Genomic DNA, 17,871 nt, shown 5'->3' with positions numbered 1-17,871 from the left:
TTTGAGGATACCCTCTCCATTTGACAATTCTCCAAATAGGATCATTGTCGTCGGATCAGGACGATTCATCCGCTTGGCGTCAATCGTACGCGGGAAGGATCGCGAGGCCCAGGGGGAAGGGGGACATGATGTTCTTGTGGACGCATAAGGTCAAACTGGCGGTGGCGGCGATGCTCGCGCTCACCGTCGCGATACCGGCTTCAACCCAACAGGCGCCACTGACGCCACAACCCGCTGCGGCTCCGGCGACGCAGCCCGCAACGCCCGCCGGGCTCGACCGCCTGACCAAGGGCGATGTCGACACCTGGCTCGATGGCTACATGCCCTATGCGCTCGGTCGCGGCGACATCGCGGGCGCGGTGGTCGTGGTGGTCAAGGACGGCGCGGTGCTGACCCAGCGCGGCTTTGGCTATTCGGACGTCGCCAACCGCAAGCCGGTCGATCCGGCGACGACGTTGTTCCGCCCCGGTTCGACCTCGAAACTGTTCACCTGGACCGCAGTGATGCAGCAGGTCGAGGCGGGGAAGATCGACCTCGACGCGGACATCAACACCTATCTCGATTTCAAGATTCCGCCCTACGACGGCAAGCCGATGACGATGCGCCACCTGATGACGCACACGGCGGGGTTTGAGGAGATCATCAAGGGCCTGCTGGCGTTCGACATCGCGCTCAAGCCGCTGGGCGATATCCTGAAAGAGCGTATTCCCGAGCGGATCTACCAGCCCGGCACGACGCCCGCTTATTCCAACTATGCGACCGCTTTGGCCGGCTATGTCGTCGAGCGCGTGTCGGGCCAGTCGTTCGACAGCTATGTCGAGCGCAACATCTTCGGCCGCCTTGGCATGCAATATGCCAGCTTCCGCCAGCCGCTGCCCGCCAAGCTCAAGCCGTTCATGTCGCAGGGCTATGAAGCCGGATCGGGCAAGGCGCAGCGGTTCGAGATCATCGGCATGGCGCCGGCCGGCGCGCTGTCGGCGAGTGGCGCGGACATGGGCAAGTTCATGCTGGCGTTCCTCAACGAGGGCGGCCCGCTGCTCAAGCCCGCGACGACGGCCCAGATGCTCACCGCGCAGAATCTGAGCGTCAAGGGCAGCAACCAGATGGCGCTCGGCTTTTACGAGGAGTGGATCAACGGTCGCCGTGCCGTCGGCCATGGCGGCGACACTGTCTATTTCCACACCGATCTCAAGATCTTCCCGGCGGAGAAGGTCGGCATCTATATCTCGGTCAACAGCCAGGGTGCGGGCGGCGCGCCGGGCGCGGTGCGCAGCGCATTGGTCGCCGGGTTCGCCGACCGCTACCTCCCTGTTGCCAACCCCAAGCCGCCGGTCGAACTGGCCACGGCGAAGGAGCATGCGAAAATGCTCGTCGGCAGCTGGACCAACAGCCGCCGCGTCGCATCGAGCTTCGCGTCGTTCGTCTATCTGCTCGGTGAGGAGAAGATCGGCCTCGACGAGGATGGTCGCCCGCTGGTCAGCGGCATCCCCTCGCTCGGCGGCGCGCCGCGCAAGTGGATCGAGGTCGAACCGTTCGTGTGGCAGGACGCCTATGGCAAGGAACGGCTAGTTGCCGAGGTGCGTGACGGACAGGTGGTCCGCTGGACCTTTGGCATGGTCTCGCCCTTCATGGTGTGGGACCGTACCCCGTGGTACGCGACCGGCGCGTGGCTGATTCCGGCGTTGCTGTTCGCACTCGCCGTGATCCTGATCACCGCGCTCGGCTGGCCGATCGGGTGGATCGCGCGCAAACGCTATGGCGCGCAGTTCGCGCTGACCGGGTCGGCGCGCACCGCCTATCGCGTGGTGCGCGGCCTGTGCTGGCTGGTGATCGCGGTGCTGGTCGGCTGGTTGATCGTGGTCATTGGGATCGAGAATTTCGACGGCCACGGCAAGAATGACTGGCTGATCCTCACGCTTCAGGTGGTCGGTACGCTCGCCTATTTCGGCCTGCTCGTCGCATCGGTGTGGAACCTGCTGCTGGCGTTCAAGGGCCGGCGCGGCTGGTTCTCGAAACTATGGTCAGTCCTGCTCGTGCTCGGCGCCTTCTTCCTGCTGTGGGTGGCGCTGGTGTTCAAGCTGGTGAGCTTCGGCGCCGGTTACTGAGGTTCCCCGCGGGTCGGGTGCGGGTCGCATGACCCGCATCCGGCCCGTACCGAATCAAGATTGACAATTGTCCAAATGGGACAACACTATCCCAATCAGAAAAGCCGCGCGCCGGATCGCGTGACAGGCAGGCTCAGGGAGACTTCACATGACACGGCATGCCATTCCGACCCGTATCGTCCTGTCCCTCTCGACCGCGGCCACCGCGCTGATGCTGCCGGCATCGGCCTTCGCGCAGGATAGTGCCACCGGCGTCACCATGGACCGCGACGAGATCGTCGTCACCGCGCAGAAGCGGACTGAGCGGATCCAGGACGTGCCGATCTCGATTACCGTCGTCAGTGGCGAGGCAATGCAGCAGAGCGGCGCGTCGCAGCTGTCCGACTATGCCGCTGCGATCCCGGGGCTTCAGGTCGACAATGCCGGGTCGCCCGGCCGCTCGACGCTGACGCTGCGCGGTGTCGCGCCGATCGGGCCGAGCGCCACGGTCGGCATGTATCTGGACGATGCCCCGATCGGGTCGAGCGGCATCTACAACCGCTCGCAGACCTTCACGCTCGACCTGATGCCCTATGACATCGAGCGGCTGGAAGTGCTGCGCGGGCCGCAGGGGACGCTCTATGGCGCCAGCTCGATCGGCGGCCTGCTCAAATATGTCACGGTTCAGCCCGATCTGAACGACCTAAAGGTCCGCGGCGGCGCCGAAGTGTTCACCGTGGCGCATGGCGATGGCGTGGGCTGGGCCGCAAACGCGATGGTCAATGTCCCGCTGATCACCGATCAGCTCGCGGTCAGCGCCAGCTATGCGCGTCGCGAGACGCCGGGCTATGTCGACAATATCCAGACCGGCGAGGAAGACGTCAACGACGCGGTCCAGCAGGGGGGCCGGGTGGCGCTGTTGTGGCAGCCCGATCCTGCGCTCACGATCAAGCTGAGCGGCGTGTGGCAGTCGGTGGATTCGGACAATGTCAGCATCGTCTATGAAGGCATGGGCAACACCCCGATCGCGCCCGGCGCCGGGTTCCTTAACACCAACACCGCGCTGGCCGAACCCTTCACCAGCGACTTTCAATTCTACTCGGCCACGATCGGCTATGATTTCGGCTTTGCCGAGCTCAGCTCGACCACCTCGTACAGCAAGCTCGAAATCCTTGAAGTGACCGATGCGACCCGCGTGTTCGGCGGCATCTTCGGCGGCTTTGCGCCCTATCCGGCGACGCTGGAGCAGAAGAAATGGACGCAGGAACTGCGCCTGACTTCGGCGCCGAGCACCAGCTTCGAATGGATGGTCGGCTTTTTCTACACCGACGAGAATAACACCCACAGCCAGGTGGTGCGCGCGCTCGATGCGAGTGGTGCGCCGCTCGCCGGGTTCGATCCGTTCGCGGTCGTCGGCCTGCCCAACACCTACAAGGAATATGCCGTCTTCGGAAACGCGACGTGGAAGATCAGCGAGATGTTCCACCTGACCGGCGGGCTGCGCTGGGCGCGTAACGACCAGACCTTTACCCAGTCGACCGCGATCCCGCTGCTCGGCCTCAACGCCAATGGCGATGGTGCGTCATCGGAAGAGATCGTCACGTACAGCGTCAGCCCGCAGATCAATCTCAGCCGCGACGCGATGATCTATGCGCGCGTCGCCAGCGGCTACAAGCCGGGCGGGCCGAACGTCGCGCTGCCGGGCTTCCCCGCCACCGTCGGCGCCGAGCGGGTGACGAGCTATGAGGCGGGCGTGAAGGCCAGCTTCCTCGACCGCGCGGTCAGCGTGGATGCCGCAGTGTTCATGCTCGACTGGAACAACCTCCAGACCGCCGCTTCCTTTGCCGCAGGCATCAGCGGCCTCGTCAATGCGGGCACGGCGCGCAGCAAGGGCGTCGAGGCATCGTTGACGATCACGCCGACCGCCGGGTTCAATGTCGGGGCGAACTTTGCCTATACCGACGCGAAATGCACCGAAACCACCGCGTCGTGCACCGATGGCGACCAGTTGCCGAGCGTGCCGAAGATCTCGGCGGCGATGACCGCGGACTACAGCTTTGCCGTCGGTGGCTCGGCGCAGGGCCGGCTGGGCGGCACGGTGCGCATCGTCGGCGACCGCATTTCCGCTCTGGAAAGCTCTGGGCTGTCGGTGCCGATTGACGGCTATGCCGCGCTTGATCTCAATGCGGCGGTCACCTTCAACGACAAGTGGACGCTGCGCGCCTATGCCCGCAACGTCACCGATGCCGAGGGGCGGATCAGCAGCAACGTCGCAACCACCAATCCCGGCTTCCTCGCGACGGTGCCGCTGCAACCCCGCACGCTGGGTCTCGCCATCGACTTGTCCTTCTGATCGCGCCCGGGATGAACGCTCCGTTCAACGCGCCGGGATCGGATGCGATGCTGCCCCAGCCCTATCTCCTGTTTCTGGGCGATACGGTTGAGCGCGGCTTTGCCAAGACGGCGCTGGGGCTGCGCGACTGGGCGGCGGACAAATGTGTGGGTGAGCTGCGGCTGACCGACGCGACCGTCTCCACCGGCCTGCTCGCGCTGACCCCGGCACAGGCGCGGGCACAGGGCGCGCGGGCGATGGTGATCGGCGTCGCCAATCAGGGCGGGATCATCCCGCTGTCGTGGCGTCCCGCGCTGGTCGAGGCGCTGGAGGCGGGGCTGGACCTGATCGCGGGGATGCACATGCGCCTTGCCGATCTGCCGGAGGTTGCAGCGACCGCGCAGCGGCTGGGGCGGCGGTTGTTCGACGTGCGCGTGCCGCCCGCCGACATCCCGGTCGCGACCGGGCGCAAGCGCAGCGGCAAGAGGCTGCTGACCGTCGGCACCGATTGTGCGCTGGGCAAGAAATACACCGCGCTCGCGCTCGCCCGCGCCTTTGCGACACGCGGCGTGCCGAGCGATTTTCGCGCGACCGGCCAAACCGGCATCATGATCGCGGGCAGCGGCATCCCGATGGACGCGGTCGTCTCCGACTTTGAGGCGGGGGCGGCGGAAATCCTCTCGCCCGACGCTGCGCCCGATCACTGGGACGTGATCGAAGGGCAGGGGTCGCTGGCGCATCCGGCTTATGCGGCAGTGTCGCTCGGGCTGCTCCATGGCAGCCAGCCCGATGTATTCGTGGTGTGCCATGAGCCGGGACGGCGCGAGATGCTCGGCACCGCCGGCTATGGCGTGGTCAGCGTCGAGGAGATTGCCGACCTCGCGATCCGGCTTGGGCGGCGCACCAATCCCGCGATCCGATGCGGCGGTTTTTCGTACAACACCGCCGCGCTCGACGCCGATGAGGCCGAGGCGCTGATGGCTGCCGAAAGCGCGCGGCTGGGCCTGCCCGTCGCCGATCCGATCCGCGGCGGCGCGGCGTTCGATGCGCTCGTCGACACTTGCCTGAAGGGCGCATGACGATGACCCAACCGAGCTGGTTCCAGCGCTTCCTGCTCCCCGGCCTTGCCTTCAAGGGCGTGGTGATCGGCGGCGGCTATGCCACCGGGCGCGAGCTGGCGGAGTTCTTCCTGCCCAGCGGGCCACAGGGCGGGCTGTGGGGCATGGTGCTGGCGATGCTGATCTGGAGCGCGGTGTGCGCCGCGACCTTTGCGTTTGCCCATCTGACCCGCAGCTATGACTATCGCAGCTTCTTCCAGAAGCTGCTCGGGCCGGGCTGGATCGTGTTCGAGATCGTCTATGTCCTGCTGCTCGTGCTGATCCTTGCCGTGGTCGGCGCGGCGGCGGGGGAGATCGGGGCGAGCTTTGGTGCGCCAGCGATCCTCGGCACGCTGATCCTCGCCGGCACGATCGCGGTCGTCACCAGCCTTGGCACCGCATCGGTCGAGCGCTTGTTCAAATACGCCTCGATGCTGCTCTACTTCGTCTATGCGCTGTTCGTGGTGATCGGCCTCGCGCTGTTCGGCGATGCGATCGCGACCAATATCGCGACCCCCGCGCCGACGACGGGGTGGGTGATGGGCGGGGTCGCCTATGCCGGATACAATCTCGTCGCCGCGGCAGTCGTGCTGCCGCTCACCAAGCATCTCACCAGCCGCCGCGACGCGCTGATCGCCGGGACGATCGCCGGGCCGCTGGCGATGCTGCCCGCACTCGGCTTCTTCCTGTGCATGCTCGCTTTCTACCCGGCGGTTGCAGATGAGACCCTGCCGTCGGCCTTTCTGCTCGGGCAAATGAACATCCCCGTCTTCACCATCGCATTCCAGGCGATGATCTTCGCCGCGCTGCTCGAAACCGGGACCGGCATCGTCCACGCCGTGAACGAGCGCGTGTCGGGGGTGTGGCAGGCAAAGCGCGGCGTCGCGCTCGGTGCCCGCGCCCGCGCGGTTATCGCACTGGCGCTGCTGCTCGGCTGCGTCTTCGTCGCCACCAGCATCGGCCTCGTCGCGTTGATCGGCAGCGGCTACCGGCTGCTCGCCTATGCGATCCTGGCGGTGTTCGTGCTTCCCGTGATGACCCTGGGCGTCGCGCGCATCCTGCGTGCGCGGCCCGAAGTGGAGACCCCCGCATGATCCGCACGCTGATCGCGCTCCCCGCGCTGCTGCTCGCCACCGCGCTCCCCGCCGCCGCCGACTTGCCCAAGGGCTTCGCCGAACGCGTCGAGACTTTGCGCCAGCAAAGCGGCGCACCCGGCATCGCCATTGCGGTGGTGCACAAGGGCAAGGTCGAACTCGCACAGGGCTGGGGCACGACCAAGCAGGGCGGCGCGCAAAAGGTCGATGCCGACACGATCTTCCAGACCGGATCGACCGGCAAGGCGTTCACCGCCGCCGCGCTCGCGATCCTGGTCGATCGTGGCAAGATCAAGTGGGACGACCGCGTCATCGACCACATGCCGTGGTTCCGCATGTACGACCCGTGGGTCACGCGTGAGATCACGATCCGCGACCTGCTGGTGCATCGCAGTGGCCTTGGCCTTGGCGCGGGCGACCTGCTCTATGTCCCGCGCGGCAGCCTGTCGCGCAAGGAGACGGTCAAGCGCCTCGCCCACATCCAGCCGGCGCGCAGCTTCCGCTCGGGCTATGCCTATGACAACATCCTGTACTCGGTCGCCGGGCAGCTGATCGAGGAAGTCAGCGGCAAGTCCTGGGAAGACTTCATGGCGCAGGACGTGTTCGCCGCGGGCGGCATGACCAGCGCGACGGCGAATTACGAAAGCCGCCTCGCCAACCCCAATCGCGCACATCCGCATGCCCGGATCGGCGGCGCGGTGCGCGGAGACGGGCCGGTGTCGATGCTCGACGAGCGCGCGGCGGAGCTCGGGCGCGCGGCGCTCCCGGCGGGCGGGCTTGCGCTCAGCGCCAACGACCTCGCCCGCTGGCTGCAGATTCAGCTTGGCAAGGGTGCCTTGCCCGGCGGCGGGCGGCTGTTCAGCGCGGCGCAGTCGGCGGAGATGTGGAAGGGCGTGACGCTTCAGCCGATCTCGCCGATGCCCGGCCAGCTTGCGCCGCTGACCCCGAACTTCAACTCCTACGCGCTCGGCTGGAGCGTCACCGACTATCGCGGCGTCCGCGTGATCGCGCATGGCGGTGCGGTGTTCGGCGCGATCGCCTATGTCATCCTGCTCCCCGATCAGGATGTCGGCATCGCCGGCGTGGTCAATGCCGAAGAGACGGCGCTGCTGCGCGGCGTGATCCACACGTTGGTCGATCACTATCTCGGAGCGCCCGATCAGGACTGGCCGACGCGCTTCAACAGCTTCATCGAAGCGCGCATCACCGGGGCCAAGGCGGCGCTGTCGACCACCCGCGCCGCGCCCGCCAGGATCGGCCCGTCGCTCAGCCTCGACCGCTACGTCGGCACCTATCGCGACGCCTGGTATGGCGATGTCGTGGTGGCCAAGGGCAAGGATGGCGGCCTGACCATCGACTTCACCACCACCCCGGCGATGAAGGGTAAGCTGGTTCACTGGCAATATGACTCGTTCGTCACCCGCTTCGACGACAAGTCGCTCGAGCCCGCTTACGTCACCTTCGCGCTCGATGCAGACGGCAGGGTCGCGCGCGTATCGATGAAGCCGGAAAGCCCGATAGCGGACTTCAGCTACAATTATCAGGATCTGGACCTGCGTCCGGTGGGAGCGACCAAGTGAAGCGGTTCTCGACCCTCGCCCTGCTGCTGCTCGGCGCCTGCGCCACGGCCACGCCGCCCGCACCCGTCGAGGATACAGCCGCGCTGCACAAGCGGCTGCTCGTGCTCGACACCCATCTCGACACGCCGCTCCATTTCGGGCGTCCGGGGTGGAGCTTCGGCGACAAGCACGATCCCGCGACCGACATCGCACAGGTCGATATGGGCCGGATGGAGGAGGGTGCGCTCGATGGCGGCTTCTTCGTCATCTATACCGATCAGGGACCGCTGACCGCCAAGGGCTATGCCGACGCGCTCGCCTTTGCGCGCGGGCGTTCCGACGCGATCGACACTACCGTCGCGCAATTCCCCAAGCGCATCGCCCCGGCACGGACCGCGCAGGACGCCCGCCGCCTGACTGGCGAAAACAGGCTGATCGCGTTCAAGTCGATCGAGAACAGCTATCCGCTGGGCGAAGACCTGTCGCTGCTGGCCGAGTTCCACAAGCGCGGCGTGCGCATGGCCGGGCCGGTGCACGGCAAGAACAACCAGTTCGCCGATTCATCGACCGACACACCGCGCTGGAACGGCCTCAGCCCGCTCGGTCGGCAATGGGTGGCGGAGATGAACCGGCTCGGCATGGTGATCGACGCCAGCCACTCCTCGGACGCGGTGTTCGACCAGCTGCTGGACCTATCGCGCGCGCCGATCATCCTGTCGCACACCACCGGCCGCCACGCCTATGACCACCCCCGCAACCTCGACGACGCTCGCATCCGCGCGCTCGCGGCAAAGGGTGGGGCGATGTGCATCAGCACGATCTTCCTGTCCGAACTCAACCTCGCGGGCGAGCGCGGGGCGTTGTTCGCGAAGTACGAGCAGATCGCGACGTTGCCTCCGGCCGAACAGGTCGCGCTGGCCAAGCGCTGGCGCGAACTCGACAAGACCCAGCCGCTGTGGGACGCCGATTTCGAGAAGTACATCGCGATGGTGCTGCACGTCGTGAAGGTCGCTGGACCCGACCATGTCTGCTTCAGCGGCGACTGGGACGGCGGCGGCGGGGTGAAGGGGTTCGAGGATATCTCGGCACTGCCCCTGGTCACCGCGCGGCTGAAGGCGGCGGGCTATTCGGACGAGGATCTGGCGAAAATGTGGGGCGGGAATATCCTGCGGATCGTCGAGGCGGCACAGACGAAGGCGGGGGGCTAAGGGGCGCGCAGCCGCCCGACTCCAACCGATCGTCACCCCGGCCCTGTGCCGGGGTCCACTCCGCCTCGCGCCCAGCGCTCAAGCCTCTCGCGCCGCGCCCGTCTCCCGGTGGACCCCGGCACAAGGCCGGGGTGACGACGTAGAGAATAGCTGCCGGTCCGCGTCCGATTCTATTGCAGACGTTCGGCGCAACGCTAAAATTGATGGCTATGAGCCAACTTCACATCGCCGAGATACCGTTCGAGGATGGCGGTATTCAGTATAGATATGCGCGCAAGATGTCGGCGGATGGTACCCACTGGATAAGGGAAGGACTCTTTCGGGCCTTCCACCCTAACGGCAGCCTCGCTTCAGAGGGCAGTTACGTCGATGGACAGGAACACGGCCCTTGGCGCGACTATCATGCCAACGGGCAGATCGCTGCTGAGGGTGAATATCTCGATGGCATTGAAACGGGTATCTGGCGCTATTGGACAGCCGACGGAACGCTGACCGCGAGCGAGTAGGTCGTCTGGCGGGCTGAACCCTAAAGCGCCGACTTCGACCGCCGCTGACCCCCCGCTTCGACCACTTCCTGCCCTTGCAGGGTCATCAGCGATTCCATCAGCTTTTCCTCGGCGCTCGAACACACGCCCAGCACCGTCGCTTCGGTACAGCCTTCGGCGGCGATATAGGCGTGGCCCATGTTTGAATCGATGTAGATCGACTCCCCTTCGTGTAGCACCACGGGGTCGTAGAATTCGGTATGCACCTCGACCGCGCCCTGCAGGACGTAGATGAATTCCTCGCCCGAATGGCGGACCAGCTCGCCGAATTCCTCGACGGTGCGCGCGCGGATCTTGGTGACGATCGGGATCATCCGCTTCCGGCGCAGCTCGGTATTCATGTAGAAATAGTCGTAATTCGCGGTCTCGACCCGCACCGCGCGGTCGAGCTTGCCGACGCTGCGCCGCGCGGTCACCGGCTGCTGCTGCGGATCGGCGGGCTCGCTGCTTTCGGCGAACAGCTCCGACATGCGCAGCCCCAGCTTCTGCGCGAGCTGAAGCAGCTTGTCATAGCTCAGCGTCAGCCGGTTATGCTCGATCTTCGACAGCGTCGACACCGGGATGCCGGTGCGCTCGCTCATCTGCTTGAGCGTCCAGCCCTCCTGACCGCGCAGGCGGCGCAGGAAACTGCCAAGAGTGGGGGCATCAGACATAGACGGCGATCACCTCAAGTTTCCGATCAGGACAGCCCGTCCCGATCGGCACCCTTTGGTGATAGCAGTCCCGCGCCGCCAGACAATCCCGTTACGGACCTAAACCCCGGGGCAGGGATGGCGCAGCACCCGCCCGGCCCGCGCGGCGGTCGGCTGCCCCTTGGCCAGCGCCAGCGTGCCGTTGACGATCACCGTGTCGATGCCCGTCGGCGGTGTCGTCGGCGCCTCGAACGTCGCGCCGTCCTTGATCGTGTCCAGGTCGAACACGACCACATCGGCACGCATCCCGGGGCGCAGCAGACCGCGGTCGGACAGGCCCAGCCGATGCGCCGGCCATCCGCTCATCTTGCGGATCGCGTCGGGCAGGGTCAGCACCTTCCGCGCCTTCACATATTCGGCGATCATGCGGGGGAAAGTGCCGTTGGCGCGCGGATGCGGGCGGCCCTGCTGTTCCGGATCGATCGTCGAATCCGTCGCCGACGCGTCGGTGCCGACGCTGACCCAGGGCTGTTTCATCGCCAGCGCGATATCGGCCTCGTCCATCATGAAATAGAGCGCACCGGCGCGCGCGGGCAGCGCGTCGAGCCAGATGTCCCACGCCGCATCGGCGGGGTCCTTGCCCAGCGCCTTGCCGATCTCCGCGAAATTCCTGCCGTGGAACTGCGCATATTTGGGGTTCTGCGCATTGGCGAGCACGACATTCGTCCACCCGCCCGATGCATGGACCAGGTTCGACCAGTCGGGTTGCGGCCCCGCCGCCAGCTCCTTCTTGAGCGTCGCGCGCACCGCTGGGTCGCGCAGCGCGGCGTGCGCCGCTTCGCGCCCCTTGGCGAAGACATGGGTCGGGATGGTCACGTCGAGCCCGGTGCCGCCCGCGCGATAGGGATAGATGTTCGCGCCCACATCGACGCCACGGCTGCGCGCCGCCTCGATCCGCGCGATCGCCTGCGGCATCAGCTTGCCCCACAGCGGCGCATAGGCGGCCTTGATGTGGAAGATCTCGACCTTGGCTCCGCTGCGCTCGCCGATGCTCACCGCCTCATCGATCGCGGTCAGCAGCTTGTCGCTCTCGTCGCGCATGTGGCTGGCATAGAACCCGCCGCACTTGCCGGGGATCGCCGCCAACCGCACCAGATCGCTCGCCGACTGGAAGGATGCGGGGTGGTAGATCAATGCGGTGGAGATGCCGAACACGCCCGCGCGCATCGCGGTGCGGACCTCGGCCTCCATCGCCTTGAGCTGATCCTCGCTCGGCGTGCCGGCGGCATCGCCCATCACCTTCACCCGCGCCTGAACCGCGCCATAGTAAGTGCCGAAATTGACCGCGATGCCCTGGCTTTCCAGTCTGGTGAAATAGCCGGCAATCTCGTCGGCCGGGACGGCGGTGCCGCCCTCGCCCGCGATCAATGTGGTGACGCCCATGCGCAGCTTGTTCGCCGCCGACCCGTCCTTGAGCAGCGCGTTCTGGGAGTGGTCGAGCATGTCGATGAAGCCCGGCGCAACATAGCGGCCGCGCGCATCGATTTCCTCGCGCCCCGCACCCGTGACGGTGCCGATCGCGACGATCCGCCCGTCCTTGATCGCGACATCGCCGCTGACCCACGGGTTGCCCGCCCCGTCGAGCACGCGCCCGCCGCGGATGACGATGTCGTACGCCGGATCGGCGGGAGCGGTGGCCCCCAGCAGCAACGGCGCGGCGAGCAGGGCGAGCGGCCGGATCATGCCTGCGGTCCCCATACGCTGTCGTCGCACGAGACTTTGCCGTCGTGATAGACGATCGACGGGGTGCGATCGGCCTTGAGGAACGTCGGCCCGTCGAGATCGACGATCGAGCAGCGCTGCGCCAGCACGAACGCGGGGGCCATCGACAGGCTGGTGCCCACCATGTTGCCGACCATCACGCCCAGGCCCAGCTCGGCGGCCTTGTCGGCCATCATCAGCGCCTCGGTCAGCCCGCCGCATTTGTCGAGCTTGATATTGATCACGTCGAACCGTCCCTTGGCGCTTTCGACATCGGCCAGCGTCAGGATGCTCTCGTCGCCGGCGAGCGGGATTGGCGAGGTATAGCCGTCCAGATCCGCCTCACGCCCGCGCTGCAATGGCTGTTCGAGCAGGTCGACCTTCGCCGCGACCAGCACCGCGACCAGCGCGTCGAGCCGGTCGATCGTATAGCCCTGATTGGCATCGACGCCCAGCCAGACATCGGGCCGCGCGGCGCGGATCGCGCGGACGCGCTCGGCATCGATCGAATCGTCACCGGTCAGCTTGACCTTGATCGCGCGCGCATCGGCCCAGCCGCGCGCGGCCTCCGCCATCGTGGCCGGTTCGTCGGCGCCGAGGGTGAAGGTGGTGATCACCGGATGCGGCGCCTCAATCCCCGCGATCTGCCACACCGGCAAGCCCGCGCGATCGGCCTCCAGCTCCCACAAGGCCGCATCGACCGCATTGCGCGCGCCGCCTGCAGGCATCAGGTCGCGCAGGCCCATGCGGTCGATCCCCACCTCGATCGCGCCGCGTGCGGCCTCGATCGCGGCGAGCATGTGATCGACATCATCGCCCAGATAATAGACGCCCGCCGCCTCGCCGCGCCCCCGCGCATCGCCATCCTCCAGCGTCACGACGATGATGTCGGAAGTCTCGAACACATGCCCCGAAATGCGGAACGGGGCGTTGAGCGGCAGGCTCTCGCGCGCGACGGTCAGCTTCACCCTTCAATCCTCCACGTACACATATTGGTTCTGCTGCCCGTCATTGATGGTCAGCGTGCGCTTGCCGTCCTTGGTGCCGACCAGCGCATCGACGCCGATGCTGCCCGGCCCGACCGACACGATCGACACGGTACCATCGGCATTCGTGCGCGTCGCGATCGGCCCTTCGACGAAGCCGGCCTTGATCCACTTCGCGCCATTCTTCTCGCTGATCGTGATCTGCCCCACCGCCGGATCGGCATAGTGGCCTGCCAGATTACCCAGCACCGCAGGATCACCCGGATAGGTCAGCCGTCCGCGCCGCGCGGTTGCGCCCGCCTTGATCCGCGCCGCTGCCGCCGCGACATCGCGCTCCGCCTCTGGCTGGCCGTCATAGAGGATCTCGAGCAGGCGGCGCAGCGTGGGTGCGAGCAGCGACGCGCCCGGATCGCTGTTGGTCAGGATCACCATGCCGACGCCGCTCTCGGGCAGCGCATACCAGTTGCTGTGATAGCCGAGCAGCGTGCCGCCATGGGTGACGACGTTGACGCCCTTCGCATTGGTCTGGAACAGCCCCATTCCGTACCAGCTGTCGGGACCGACCTGCACGCCCTTCTTGCGCCGCTCGGTCAGGTTGGCCTCGCTCACCACGCGCTTGCCGTCGAGCACGCCCTTGCCGAGCTCAAGCTGGACATAGCGGATCATGTCGGCGGTGGTGGCGAACGCTGCTCCTGCCGGGCGATAGGGATAGGGCGAATAGTTGAAGTCGTTCGACATCAACGTCACCTTGCCATCGATATCGAGCCCATGCGGCGGCGCCCAGTTCCCCGCCATCCCCTCGGCATAATCGAAGGTCGCGTCCTTCATGCCCAGCGGCTTGAAGATCTTCTCTTCCATCGCAAGGTCATAGGCCGCGCCGAACTCCATCTTCGGATGGAGGACATAGCCGGCGACATAGCCCGCCGCCGACGCCAGCTGATTGTTATACTGGAACAGGTCGCCGAACTTGCTGGTCGGCATGGTCGCCGCCAGCTGGGTGAAGGTCGCCGATGCCGGCTGACCCTTGTCGGCGAGGATGAAGCCATAATCCTTGCGCGGCAGCCCGGTGCAGGCACATACCAGATGCTTGACCAGCACCGACTGCGTCACGTCGTCATTGCCCAGCCGGAATTGCGGATAGAGATCGACGACCTTCTGGTTCCAGTCGAGCTTTCCCTCATCCGCCAGCACCGACAGGAGCAGCGTCGTCATCCCCTTGGTGTTTGATGCGATCATGAACTTGGTATTCTGATCGACCTTCTCCGGCGATCCCAGCGCGCGCACGCCAAAGCCGCCCTGCCACAGGACCTTGCCGTCATCGATCAGCGCAAAGCCGATCCCCGGCACCTCCAGCGTCTGGCGCGCCTGTTCGACGAACTCGGTGAGCAGCCTGATCCGCTCGGGCGTCAGTTCGTGCGCGGTCTTGCCCGCAAAACTCTCCGCCTGATAGCCGGCGGGCTTGAGCCCCGCCTGCACCACCGACAGCGCCGCCGAACGCTTGGCGGCCGTGCCCGCCGCGCCATCGGCGATCAGCACCGTCCACGCCGTCCCCTTGCGCAGCGCCAGCGCCGAGCGGACCGCGCGCTCGGTCGGCGCGACCTCGTACGACAGCGCCAGCCGCTCGTCCCAGCCATCGCCCGCCGGGACCGGTGTCGCGAGCCGTGCCTCCGGCCCTGCGGCACCGCGCACGACCGCCCAGGCTCTCGCCGCCGCATCCTTGCCGTCGCTCGCCGTGCCGATGTCGATGACGGAGATGCGCAGGTCGCCCTCCGGCGCAGTGAAGGTCACCGCCTGCCCGGTCCGCGCGGCGGTCCAATCCTTGGGCTGGACGAACTGCACGCCGCTGCCGGTCTTGCCCGGCGTGTCGGCGGCGACCGTCTGCGCCAGTGCGGCGGCGGGCAGGGTCATCAGGGCGAGTGCGGTGAGGAACTTCATGCGACCTCTCCTTTGGGGTTTCAGGGTTTGACCTGGTGGAATGCGACATGCGGAAGCGAGCTGAACCCCAGCCGCCATTTTCCCGCGCCGCCATAGAATTGCAGCCGCTCGAACGGCCCGCCCGCGCGGGCGCCGGTGCGCCGCTCATACAGCTGCGGCCCGATCCGCTCCCAATGCGTCTTCGCGCCCTCGACCACCAGCGTGATCGCGTCCGGCCCGGCGACCACGATCTGCCAGTCGCGGGCGGGATCGGCCGGGCGGGCATAGTCGCGGCGGTTCATGCGATAGGCACCGACCGGCACGCTCTCCCCCGCCGGAGCCGCCACGCGCGGTGCCGGATCAACCGGGAACAGCCGCCCGATCAGCGCCTCGACCAGCTCGGTGCGGCCGCCATAGCTGCCCTGACCGCCGGTCTCGGACACGAAGAAGCCAAGCCCCGCTTCGGGCGCGAGGATCATGTTCGAATGAAAATCGCCGGTATTGCCGCCATGCCCCACCATCCGCGGTCCGGCCTTGCGCACCACGAAAAAGCCATGCGCCATTCCCTGAAGGCCGGGTGCATTGGCGCGGGAATCGCGCATCAGTAACGCGACCGATTCAGGTTTCAGGATGCGCTTGCCGTTCAGCGCGCCGCCGCTCAGCATCGCCAGCATGAAGCGGCTCATGTCCGCGCCGCTGCTGCTTGCCGATCCCGCCGGCATTACCGGGCTGAACAGCTCGAACGGTTCTGCGACCAGCTTCCCGTCCTTGACGACATAGCCGCTCGCCATGCGCGGTTCGAGCGCGGCGGGCAAAGGCTCGCGGAAGGTGGTCGACGTCATGCCTAAAGGCGCGAAGATGCGCTGTTCGACATAGTCGGGGAAGGGCATGCCCGACACCCGTTCGACGATGTACCCGGCGATCGCCGAGCCATAGTTGGAATAGGAAATCTCGCCATCCGCGGGCCATAGCCGCTCGGGCACGCGCTGCTTGAGCCAGGTCTGATAGGGGATCAGCTTGTCGACCGACGGCGCGGTCAGGTTACCGACATCGCCCATCCCCAGCGCATGCGACAACAGGTCGCGCACGCGGATCGGCTTGCCCTCGAACTCGGGAATCTTGAAGTCGAGATAGGTGTTCACGTCGGCGTCGAGATCGACCTTCCCCGCCTCGACCTGCTGCAGCAACGCCGACCAGGTGAACATCTTCCCCGTCGATCCCGGGCGGAACAGCGTCCGCATCCCGTCGACCGGCACGCCCTTGTCGACATCGGCAAAGCCATAGCCGCGCGAGAACAGGATCTTGCCCTGATAGACGACGGTGACCACCGCACCCGCCACTTCGCGCGTCGCAATCTGCTGCGCCATCACGCCATCGACGAAATCGGCGAGCCCGGCGATGCGGGCAGGGGGGATGCTATAGGCTGCTGGCGCGGGTTCGCGGCTGTTGGCGGCGGCGGGCAGCGCCGTGGCGATCAGCGCGAGCGCGGCGGTGGCGCGCAGCCAGGACGAAGGTCGCGGCATCACTCTCTCTCCCCTTGAATTGTGCGGTACGGGCGGCGCGGCGCCCGGATGATTCCCGGTGCGCCGCGCCCCGATCATGCGAGGCAGCTCGAAACGAGTGCGTCGAACGCGTGTCCGCCGCGGATCGGATCGGCGACCGGCAGGCCCAGCCGCTCGCTCTCGCGCGCCATCAGCGCGGCGGCCTCTTCGGCGCTAAATGCCGAGGTGTTGAAGGCGAACCCGCCGCAGCGGATCGCGGGGTTGGTGCGGCTGCCCAGACGCATGGTCAGATCGATGATCTCCTCGATCGAGGTCAGCGCGAAGCCTGCGGTCCCCAGCATCTCGCGCCGCCCCGGCTCATGGCACACCACGAACACGTCCGGCTGGCTGCCATGGAGCAGGCCAAGCGAGACCGCGGCATAGGCCGGGTGGGTGAGCGCGCCCTGACCCTCGATCACGTCCCAATGGTCGGGCGCGGCGTCGGGCGACAGCATCTCGGCTGCGCCCGCCTCAAAGTCGGAGACGACCGCGTCCATCGGCACGCCGCCGCCTGCGATCATGATCCCGGTCTGGCCAGTCGCGCGGAAATCGGTGGCGATGCCGCGCGCCTCGAACGCCCGCCACAGCGCGAGCGCAGTGTATTTCTTGCCGAGCGCGCAATCGGTGCCGACGGTCAGCAGGCGCTTGCCGCTGCGCTTGCGCCCGGTGCCGACCGGGATGCTCGCCGGGGGCACGCGCACGTCGATCAGGCGACGGTTCAGCCGCTCGGCGACATGGGCAAGACCCGGAATGTCGGACAGCCGCGCGTGCATGCCGCTGACGATGTCGAGTCCCTCCTCGAGCGCGTCGAGCAGTGCCGCACGCCAGCTTTCGGGGATCACGCCGCCGGGATTGGCAACGCCGATCACCATCGCCCGCGCGCCGCGCGCCTGCGCCTCCGCCGGGGTCATCGCAGCCAGGCCAGTGGTGACGTCGGCTTCAGGCAGCGCATATTCGCCGATGCACCGCTCGGGCGCCCAGTCGCGCAGGCCGAACGCGGTCTTGGCAAAGCCCGGCTCGGTCGTATCGCCCAGGAACAGCAGATAGGGTTGCGGCAGCGCCAGCGCGTCGTAGTCGGATGCGTCGGCGGGGACGGCGAGGGTGGTGATAGTGCCCAT

The 17,871-nt window shown here is 66.9% G+C and carries 13 protein-coding genes; 7 read left to right on the top strand and 6 right to left on the bottom strand.

Features of this window, described 5'->3' with window-relative positions:
• Positions 1 to 128 precede the first annotated feature (128 nt).
• The 7 genes from K9B35_RS15960 (at position 129) to K9B35_RS15930 (ending at position 9,880) form a co-directional block, all read left to right on the top strand.
• Positions 129 to 2,105 carry a serine hydrolase domain-containing protein gene (locus K9B35_RS15960; protein WP_224922982.1) on the top strand — a complete coding sequence of 659 codons (1,977 nt, stop codon included), beginning with the start codon at positions 129 to 131 and terminating at the stop codon, positions 2,103 to 2,105.
• 148 nt (positions 2,106 to 2,253) lie between these two features.
• Positions 2,254 to 4,437, top strand: coding sequence for a TonB-dependent receptor (locus tag K9B35_RS15955; RefSeq protein ID WP_224922981.1), 2,184 nt, complete (start codon positions 2,254 to 2,256; stop codon positions 4,435 to 4,437).
• Positions 4,438 to 4,448: 11 nt separating this feature from the next.
• Positions 4,449 to 5,495 (top strand): DUF1611 domain-containing protein, encoded by a 1,047-nt coding sequence (locus tag K9B35_RS15950; protein WP_224922980.1) that lies wholly within the window; start codon positions 4,449 to 4,451, stop codon positions 5,493 to 5,495.
• A 2-nt stretch (positions 5,496 to 5,497) separates the two neighbouring features.
• On the top strand, positions 5,498 to 6,607 hold the full coding sequence (locus tag K9B35_RS15945; protein WP_224922979.1) for a hypothetical protein: 1,110 nt from the start codon (positions 5,498 to 5,500) through the stop codon (positions 6,605 to 6,607).
• Entirely contained in the window at positions 6,604 to 8,187 is a 1,584-nt protein-coding gene (locus K9B35_RS15940) for a serine hydrolase (protein ID WP_224922978.1), read from the top strand. Before K9B35_RS15945 ends, K9B35_RS15940 begins: the two co-directional genes overlap by 4 nt.
• A complete protein-coding gene (locus K9B35_RS15935) occupies positions 8,184 to 9,374 on the top strand; it encodes a dipeptidase (RefSeq protein WP_224922977.1) in 1,191 nt (396 codons plus the stop codon). The genes K9B35_RS15940 and K9B35_RS15935 overlap by 4 nt, the downstream gene beginning before the upstream one ends.
• A 209-nt stretch (positions 9,375 to 9,583) precedes the next feature.
• Positions 9,584 to 9,880: a toxin-antitoxin system YwqK family antitoxin gene (locus tag K9B35_RS15930; RefSeq protein WP_224922976.1), complete on the top strand. Its 297-nt coding sequence runs from the start codon at positions 9,584 to 9,586 to the stop codon at positions 9,878 to 9,880.
• A 20-nt stretch (positions 9,881 to 9,900) separates the two neighbouring features.
• On the opposite strand, the gene K9B35_RS15925 is transcribed toward K9B35_RS15930, so the two are convergent.
• The 6 genes from K9B35_RS15925 to K9B35_RS15900 form a co-directional block, all read right to left on the bottom strand.
• Entirely contained in the window at positions 9,901 to 10,572 is a 672-nt protein-coding gene (locus tag K9B35_RS15925; RefSeq protein WP_224922975.1) for a helix-turn-helix domain-containing protein, read from the bottom strand.
• A 99-nt stretch (positions 10,573 to 10,671) separates the two neighbouring features.
• Positions 10,672 to 12,294, bottom strand: a complete 1,623-nt coding sequence (locus K9B35_RS15920; RefSeq protein WP_224922974.1) for an N-acyl-D-amino-acid deacylase family protein — start codon at positions 12,292 to 12,294, stop codon at positions 10,672 to 10,674.
• Positions 12,291 to 13,280: a dipeptide epimerase gene (locus K9B35_RS15915; RefSeq protein WP_224922973.1), complete on the bottom strand. Its 990-nt coding sequence runs from the start codon at positions 13,278 to 13,280 to the stop codon at positions 12,291 to 12,293. The genes K9B35_RS15920 and K9B35_RS15915 overlap by 4 nt, the downstream gene beginning before the upstream one ends.
• A gap of 3 nt (positions 13,281 to 13,283) precedes the next feature.
• Positions 13,284 to 15,233 (bottom strand): serine hydrolase domain-containing protein, encoded by a 1,950-nt coding sequence (locus K9B35_RS15910; RefSeq protein ID WP_224922972.1) that lies wholly within the window; start codon positions 15,231 to 15,233, stop codon positions 13,284 to 13,286.
• A 20-nt stretch (positions 15,234 to 15,253) separates the two neighbouring features.
• On the bottom strand, positions 15,254 to 16,735 hold the full coding sequence (locus tag K9B35_RS15905; protein WP_224922971.1) for a serine hydrolase domain-containing protein: 1,482 nt from the start codon (positions 16,733 to 16,735) through the stop codon (positions 15,254 to 15,256).
• Positions 16,736 to 16,809: 74 nt separating this feature from the next.
• The gene (locus K9B35_RS15900) at positions 16,810 to 17,871 is read right to left on the bottom strand and encodes a DUF1611 domain-containing protein (RefSeq protein ID WP_224922970.1); all 1,062 of its coding nucleotides are present in this window, start codon (positions 17,869 to 17,871) and stop codon (positions 16,810 to 16,812) included.

It is taken from the genome of Sphingomonas sp. R647 (assembly GCF_020177055.1).
Lineage (GTDB): Bacteria > Pseudomonadota > Alphaproteobacteria > Sphingomonadales > Sphingomonadaceae > Sphingomonas.
Note: the sequence above shows the minus strand (reverse complement) of the source record. Positions and strands in the feature narration are given on the sequence as shown.

Bases quoted from the DNA above. Each gene is read 5' to 3' on its own strand.
- K9B35_RS15920 (WP_224922974.1), bottom strand. From the start codon at position 12,294: ATGATCCGGCCGCTCGCCCTGCTCGCCGCGCCGTTGCTGCTGGGGGCC.
- K9B35_RS15900 (WP_224922970.1), bottom strand. From the start codon at position 17,871: ATGGGCACTATCACCACCCTCGCCGTCCCCGCCGACGCATCCGACTAC.
- K9B35_RS15955 (WP_224922981.1), top strand. From the start codon at position 2,254: ATGACACGGCATGCCATTCCGACCCGTATCGTCCTGTCCCTCTCGACC.
- K9B35_RS15950 (WP_224922980.1), top strand. From the start codon at position 4,449: ATGAACGCTCCGTTCAACGCGCCGGGATCGGATGCGATGCTGCCCCAG.
- K9B35_RS15960 (WP_224922982.1), top strand. From the start codon at position 129: ATGTTCTTGTGGACGCATAAGGTCAAACTGGCGGTGGCGGCGATGCTC.
- K9B35_RS15930 (WP_224922976.1), top strand. From the start codon at position 9,584: ATGAGCCAACTTCACATCGCCGAGATACCGTTCGAGGATGGCGGTATT.
- K9B35_RS15905 (WP_224922971.1), bottom strand. From the start codon at position 16,735: ATGCCGCGACCTTCGTCCTGGCTGCGCGCCACCGCCGCGCTCGCGCTG.
- K9B35_RS15945 (WP_224922979.1), top strand. From the start codon at position 5,498: ATGACCCAACCGAGCTGGTTCCAGCGCTTCCTGCTCCCCGGCCTTGCC.
- K9B35_RS15925 (WP_224922975.1), bottom strand. From the start codon at position 10,572: ATGTCTGATGCCCCCACTCTTGGCAGTTTCCTGCGCCGCCTGCGCGGT.
- K9B35_RS15940 (WP_224922978.1), top strand. From the start codon at position 6,604: ATGATCCGCACGCTGATCGCGCTCCCCGCGCTGCTGCTCGCCACCGCG.
- K9B35_RS15910 (WP_224922972.1), bottom strand. From the start codon at position 15,233: ATGAAGTTCCTCACCGCACTCGCCCTGATGACCCTGCCCGCCGCCGCA.